General features: G+C 67.0%; 7 protein-coding genes. 6 read left to right on the forward strand and 1 reads right to left on the reverse strand.

The window, feature by feature from the left end:
* The first annotated feature begins 215 nt into the window (after positions 1 to 215).
* On the forward strand, positions 216 to 1415 hold the full coding sequence (locus ACT84W_RS08850; protein ID WP_417575404.1) for a MalY/PatB family protein: 1200 nt from the start codon (positions 216 to 218) through the stop codon (positions 1413 to 1415).
* 66 nt (positions 1416 to 1481) lie between these two features.
* Here the strand turns inward: ACT84W_RS08850 and ACT84W_RS08855 are convergent, their stop codons facing one another.
* Positions 1482 to 2642, reverse strand: a complete 1161-nt coding sequence (locus ACT84W_RS08855; protein WP_444328948.1) for an aminotransferase class V-fold PLP-dependent enzyme — start codon at positions 2640 to 2642, stop codon at positions 1482 to 1484.
* Between the two features lie 127 nt (positions 2643 to 2769).
* On the opposite strand from ACT84W_RS08855, the gene yedE reads away from it, so the two are divergent.
* The 5 genes from yedE to ACT84W_RS08880 form a co-directional block, all read left to right on the forward strand.
* A complete protein-coding gene (gene yedE, locus ACT84W_RS08860) occupies positions 2770 to 3858 on the forward strand; it encodes a YedE family putative selenium transporter (RefSeq protein WP_444328949.1) in 1089 nt (362 codons plus the stop codon).
* Positions 3859 to 3890: 32 nt separating this feature from the next.
* The gene (locus ACT84W_RS08865; RefSeq protein ID WP_444328950.1) at positions 3891 to 4097 is read left to right on the forward strand and encodes a sulfurtransferase TusA family protein; all 207 of its coding nucleotides are present in this window, start codon (positions 3891 to 3893) and stop codon (positions 4095 to 4097) included.
* Positions 4098 to 4163: 66 nt separating this feature from the next.
* Entirely contained in the window at positions 4164 to 4418 is a 255-nt protein-coding gene (locus ACT84W_RS08870; protein ID WP_417575408.1) for a DUF3343 domain-containing protein, read from the forward strand.
* Between the two features lie 119 nt (positions 4419 to 4537).
* A complete protein-coding gene (gene selD / locus ACT84W_RS08875; RefSeq protein WP_444328955.1) occupies positions 4538 to 5572 on the forward strand; it encodes a selenide, water dikinase SelD in 1035 nt (344 codons plus the stop codon).
* A gap of 86 nt (positions 5573 to 5658) precedes the next feature.
* On the forward strand, positions 5659 to 5867 hold a 209-nt coding region (locus tag ACT84W_RS08880), incomplete at its 3' end, for a sulfurtransferase TusA family protein (protein ID WP_444328951.1).

Below are 5867 nucleotides of genomic sequence, written 5' to 3' on the forward strand. Positions count from 1 at the left end.
TCGAGATGCCGGGCAAGCGCTTCGTCCTCGGAGTCCAGTGGCACCCTGAGTACACCTGGTACGCGAGCGACGCCGACTTCAACATCTGGAAGTCGTTCGTGGACGCGTGCCGCGGGTAGACCCGGCGTCCGCGCGGATATGCCGCGGCGTGGTCTGATGTAGTATGTGCCTCATGGCTTTGCGCTGCATCAGACTCGATTCCACGGTAGGTGACCATGTCCTTCGACTTCACGACCCTCTATGACCGCCGCGGCAAAGACGCGCTCGCCGTCGACATCGCGGATACCGAACCCTCCCTCAAGCCGAAGGAGGGCTTCGACGTCATTCCGATGTGGATCGCCGACATGAACTTCGCGACCGCCCCGAGCGTGACGCGCGCCGTGGTCGAGCGCCTCGATCACCCGCTCTTCGGCTACTTCGAGACCCGCGACGAGTACTACGACTCGATCATCTGGTGGCAGAAGGCCCGCAACGGCGTTACGGGCCTTGAGCATGAGCACATCGGCTACGAGAACGGCGTCCTCGGCGGGCTCGTGAGCGCGCTGCGCGCCGTCTGCGCCACGGGCGACAAGGTCCTCGTTCACTCGCCGACCTACATCGGTTTCACAGGCTCGATCGAGGGCGCCGGGTACCGGATCGTCACGAGCGACCTTAAGCCCGACCAAGCGGGCGTTATGCGCATGGACCTCGCCGACATGGAGGCGAAGATCCGCGAGAACGATATCCGAGCACTCGTTTTCTGCTCGCCGCACAACCCGTGCGGGCGCGTCTGGGAGCGAGCGGAGATCGAGGCCGTGGTCGAGCTCTGCGCCCGCCTGGACGTGACCATCATCTCGGACGAGATCTGGAGCGACCTCACGCTCCCCGGGCACAAGCACATTCCGACCCAGTCGGTCTCCGATGAGGCGCGCCGCCGCACCATCGCGCTCTATGCGCCGAGCAAGACCTTCAACCTTGCGGGACTCATCGGCAGCTACCACATCATCTATAACGAGGCGCTGCGCCGGCGCGTGCTCAAGGAGTCGGCGGCGACCCACTACAACTCGATGAACGTGCTCTCGATGCACGCGCTCATGGGCGCGTACTCCGAGGAGGGCGCCGCATGGCTCGATGAGCTGCGGGAGGTGCTCGGCGGCAACGTCGCATACGCCTGCGACTTCATCGACCGCGAGCTCGACGGCGTGAGCGTCCGGCGGCCCGAGGGCACCTACATGCTCTTCGTGGATTGCGGCGAGTACTGTCGCGCGAATGGCCGGACCCTCGACGAGGTCAAGCGCGCGGGCATCGAGGTCGGCGTCCTTTGGCAGGACGGCCGCCCGTTCCACGGGGCTTCTCACCTACGCATGAACCTCGCCCTTCCACGTGATCGCATGATCGAGGCTTTCGACCGCCTGAAGAAGCACGTCTTCGTCTAAGTCCGCGCCCGCCGCGCGCCTTTGGGAAGCGGCTCTTGGGGCTTCCTGCGCAGTTTCGCGAGCCGCTTAAGCGAGGATCTCCCGTAGAGCTGCGAGCGCCGCGTCGACGTCGTCCTCGGTGTTCGCCCAGCCGACGCTGAAGCGAATGGTACCGGTGGGGAAGGTGCCGAGCGTTCGGTGCGCGGAGGGCGCGCAGTGGAGTCCCACGCGCACTTGGATCCCGTGTCTCGCGTCGAGCTCGTGGGCCACCTCGGCGAGCTCGCGGCCCGGGGTCTGGATGCTCACGACGCCGGTGCGGCCCTCCAGGGACTTCTTTCCGACGACCCGGACCTTGCCGGCGTCCTCGAGCTCCGCCAGGCCGCCGATGAGCCTTCCGGTGAGGGCGAGCTCGTGCTCGCGGATGGCGTCGATGCCCCTCTCCTCGATCCATACGAGCGCCGCTCCGAGGCCGATGATGCCCGGCAGGTTTGGAGTGCCCGCCTCAAGGCGGTCGGGCATGAAGGCGGGCATCCGCTCGAGGTCGCTCGAGCTGCCCGTGCCGCCGGCCACGAGGGCGTTTATCTCGCTCGCGAACCCGTTGCAGAATACGGCGCCGCCCACGCCCTGCGGGCCGAGCAGCCCCTTGTGCCCGGTGAAGCAGACGACATCGATGCCCCAGCCTGCGGCATCGATGGGCAGGACGCCCGCCGTCTGCGCGGCGTCGACGACGTAGCGGACCCCATGGGCGCGGCACACCTCGGCGATCCGTTCTATTGGCAGCACGGTGCCGCAGACGTTGCTCGCGTGCGTGGTTAGCACAAGCCTTGTGCAAGGCTCAATCAGGCGCTCCACGCAGGCGGGGTCGAGCTCTCCCGTCGGCGAGCATTCTGCGCGGTCAACCCTCACCCCGAGCTCCGCGAGCTGCGAGAGCGGGCGCATGACGGCATTGTGCTCCATGCTGCTCACGACGACGTGGTCCCCGGGGCGCAGGTACCCCTTGAGCACGAGGTTTAGCGACTCGGTCACGTTCCGGGTAAAGACCACCTGCGAGGGATCCTCGCCTCCGAGAAGCCCGCAGAGCCGCTCGCGCGCGCAGAAGACCGCGTCCTCGACGTCGAACGCGCTCGAGTAGTCCCCGCGGCCGATGTTCGTGCCCGCCACGGTCATGTAGCGGACCATAGTCTCGGGCACCGCCGCGGGCTTGGGGAACGTCGTGCTCGCGTTGTCAAGGTAGATTCGCTCGCCCATGGTTTGGCTCCGTTTGTCTGATTGGTTGTACACATAAAACTATAACGGCTTATATTATTTCCGGCATCTAAACAATCTGTTAGGTTTTCGTTTGGCGCCAAGTGGATCCGGAAAGAAAGGAATGACTATGGATCTAAAGAACGAGAAGGTCGCGATCGTCGCCGGCGGCGCCGTCATCGGCGTCATCGCTGCGATGCTCGTGTTCTTCGGCAACCCCGCGAACATGGGCTTCTGCATCGCGTGCTTCATCCGCGACACCGCGGGCGGCCTCGGCCTGCACCGCGCCGAGGCGGTTCAGTACATTCGCCCCGAGCTCGTGGGCCTCGTCCTCGGCAGCTTCCTGCTCGCCCTGGCAAAGAAGGAGTTCTCGCCCCGCGGCGGCTCCGCCCCGATGACCCGCTTCGTGCTCGGCTTCTGCGTGATGATCGGCGCCCTGATGTTCCTGGGCTGCCCGTTCCGCATGATCCTGCGCATCGCGGGCGGCGACCTCAACGCCGTCGTCGGACTCGTCGGCTTCGTCTGCGGCATCCTCGCCGGCACGTTCTTCCTGAACAAGGGTTTCTCGCTGCACCGCACCTACCGCCTGAACACCTCTGAGGGCCTCATCTGGCCGATCGTCCAGGTCATCCTCATCGCGCTGCTCGTCGCTGCGCCGGCGTTCATCTTCTTCTCTGCTGAGGGCGCGGGCCCCGGCGCCAAGCACGCCGCCGTCGGCATCAGCCTCGCCGCGGGCCTCATCGTCGGCGCCATCGCTCAGCACACCCGCCTGTGCATGGTCGGCGGCATCCGCGACTTCGTGCTCTTCCGCGAGAACAAGCTCCTGCTCGGCTTCGTCGCCATCTTCGTCGCCGCGCTCGTGACCAACCTCATCCTCGCCGCGACCACCGGCGGTGCCTACTTCAACCTCGGTTTCGAGGGTCAGCCCGTCGCCCACACCGACGGCCTGTGGAACTTCCTTGGCACGCTGCTCATGGGCTTCGGCTGTGTCCTTCTGGGCGGCTGCCCGCTGCGCCAGATGATCCTCTCCGGCGAGGGCAACGCCGACTCCGCGGTCGCCATCCTCGGCCTCGTCGCCGGCGCCGCGTTCGCGCACAACTTCGGCCTCGCCTCGAGCGGCAAGGGCGCCACGCTGAACGGCCAGATCGCCGTCGTCGTCTGCCTCGTGGTGGTCATCGCCATCGCGTGCGCGAACACCTTCGGAAAAAAGAAGGCCTAGACCTCAAGTCATCTTAATGAATGGAGACCATCATGCAGACCATCGATGCGCGCGGTCTTTCGTGCCCCGAGCCCGTCGTCATGACGCGCAACGCCATGTCCTCCAAGGATCCCGAGTATCAGGTCTTGGTCGACACCGTCGCCGCCCGCGAGAACGTCACGCGCTACGCCGTGAGCCAGGGCTACACCGTCGACGTCGCCGAGAACGACGGCGATTTCACGCTCGATATCCGCAAGTAACCACGACTCCCCGCGGCTGCTCAGCCGCGGGGAGCGCTTCTGTACGCGAACCCGATCGGAGGACCGATGAGCTACATAGCTGCGTTCTTCTCGCACTTCGGCGCGACGCGCTTCCGCCGGCTGTGCCGTGACCGCGGCGTCGAGGTCGAGCTCATGCCGGTGCCGCGGGCGATCTCGAGCAGCTGCGGGACGTGCGCGAGGTTCTCCGCCTCGCCGCTCGCCGACGGAGAGGAGTGGCCCGACGAGGTCGAGTTCGTGGTCGAGGCGGCTGAGGGCGGCGCGGGGCCGTACACCGAGGTCTACCGCGCGCCCGGGGCATAGGCCATAGGGCGGGCGCCCGGGTCGTGCCATGGTAGAGGGCCGGGCAAAGTAATCGCGCTTCTTGCCGCCTCGCGCCGATGCGCCGGGCGGCCTTCACAGAAAAGGGGAGTCACATGGATATGACCGGTGTCAAGCTGACCGAGCTCGTGGAGGCAGCCGGCTGCGCGGCCAAGCTCGCGCCCGGCTACCTCTCGCAGGTGCTCGCCGACCTCCCGAGGGTCGAGGACCCGAAGCTGCTCGTCGGGTTCGATGCCTCCGACGACGCGTACGTGTACGACCTCGGGGACGGCCGCGGCCTTGTGGGGACGACGGACTTCTTTCCCCCGATGGTCGACGACCCGTTCCTGTTCGGCCAGGTGGCGGCCGCCAACGCGCTCTCCGACGTGTGGGCCATGGGCGGCAAGCCGGTGCTCGCGCTGAACCTCCTGTGCTTCCCGAACTGCCTGGGGCTCGAGGTCGCCGGCCAGATCCTCGCCGGCGGCGCGGACAAGTGCCGCGAGGCGGGCGTCATCGTCGCGGGCGGGCACTCCATCAACGACCACGAGCCCAAGTTCGGCCTTGCCGTCACGGGGTTCGTCGAGCTCGACCGCATGCTCGCCAACCGCAGCGCGCGCGAGGGCGACGCGCTCGTCCTCACCAAGGCGCTCGGCACGGGCATCTTGACCTCGGCGCACAAGGGCGGGATCCTCGACGACGCGGGCGTCAAGGTGGCCACCGACTCCATGATCACGCTGAACAAGCTCCCCATCGAGCTCGCGGAGGGGCTCGACCTCCACGCGTGCACCGACGTGACGGGGTTCTCGCTCATGGGTCACGGCTGTGAGATGGCCGAGGCGAGCGGCCTCACCGCGCGGATCCGCGCCGAGGACGTCCCCGTGATGGCGCGCGCCCGCGAGATGGCGCGCATGGGGCTGATCCCCGCCGGCGCCTACCGCAACCGCGATTTCTTCGGCCCGTGCGTGGAGATCGCCGATCGCGTGCCGCTGGACCTGTCGGACGTGCTCTTCGACCCGCAGACCTCGGGTGGACTCCTGCTCGCGCTCTCGGAAGGGGAGGCCGAGGTGCTCGTCGGGCGCCTTCGCGACGCCGGGCAGCCGGTCGCCGTCATCGGGTCCATGGCCGCGCGCTCCGGGTGCTCCGTGCGCGTCGAATAGGCGCGGGGACTGTTTGGCCTCTCGCGGGCTACAATGTCGTTTTGTTGGCGCTTATCGCTTTCCTCATTGGTCGAAAGGTACTCATCATGTCAAATAACGTGCAGGTCAACGCCCTCGGAGACGCGTGCCCCATCCCCGTCGTGAAGACCATCAAGGCCCTCGCCGCGCTCGGCGGCGCCGGCACCATCGAGACCCTCGTGGACAACGAGGTCGCCGTCGAGAACCTCAAGCGCCTCGCGTCCGAAAAGGGCTGCGGCGTGAGCGTCGAGAAGGCCGCGGAGAAGGAATGGCACGT

The sequence above is a fragment of the Paratractidigestivibacter sp. genome (assembly GCF_052362415.1).
In the GTDB taxonomy this organism is placed as follows: domain Bacteria; phylum Actinomycetota; class Coriobacteriia; order Coriobacteriales; family Atopobiaceae; genus Paratractidigestivibacter.

Bases quoted from the DNA above. Each gene is read 5' to 3' on its own strand.
- ACT84W_RS08850 (WP_417575404.1), top strand. From the start codon at position 216: ATGTCCTTCGACTTCACGACCCTCTATGACCGCCGCGGCAAAGACGCG.
- ACT84W_RS08855 (WP_444328948.1), bottom strand. From the start codon at position 2,642: ATGGGCGAGCGAATCTACCTTGACAACGCGAGCACGACGTTCCCCAAG.
- yedE (WP_444328949.1), top strand. From the start codon at position 2,770: ATGGATCTAAAGAACGAGAAGGTCGCGATCGTCGCCGGCGGCGCCGTC.
- ACT84W_RS08865 (WP_444328950.1), top strand. From the start codon at position 3,891: ATGCAGACCATCGATGCGCGCGGTCTTTCGTGCCCCGAGCCCGTCGTC.
- ACT84W_RS08870 (WP_417575408.1), top strand. From the start codon at position 4,164: ATGAGCTACATAGCTGCGTTCTTCTCGCACTTCGGCGCGACGCGCTTC.
- selD (WP_444328955.1), top strand. From the start codon at position 4,538: ATGACCGGTGTCAAGCTGACCGAGCTCGTGGAGGCAGCCGGCTGCGCG.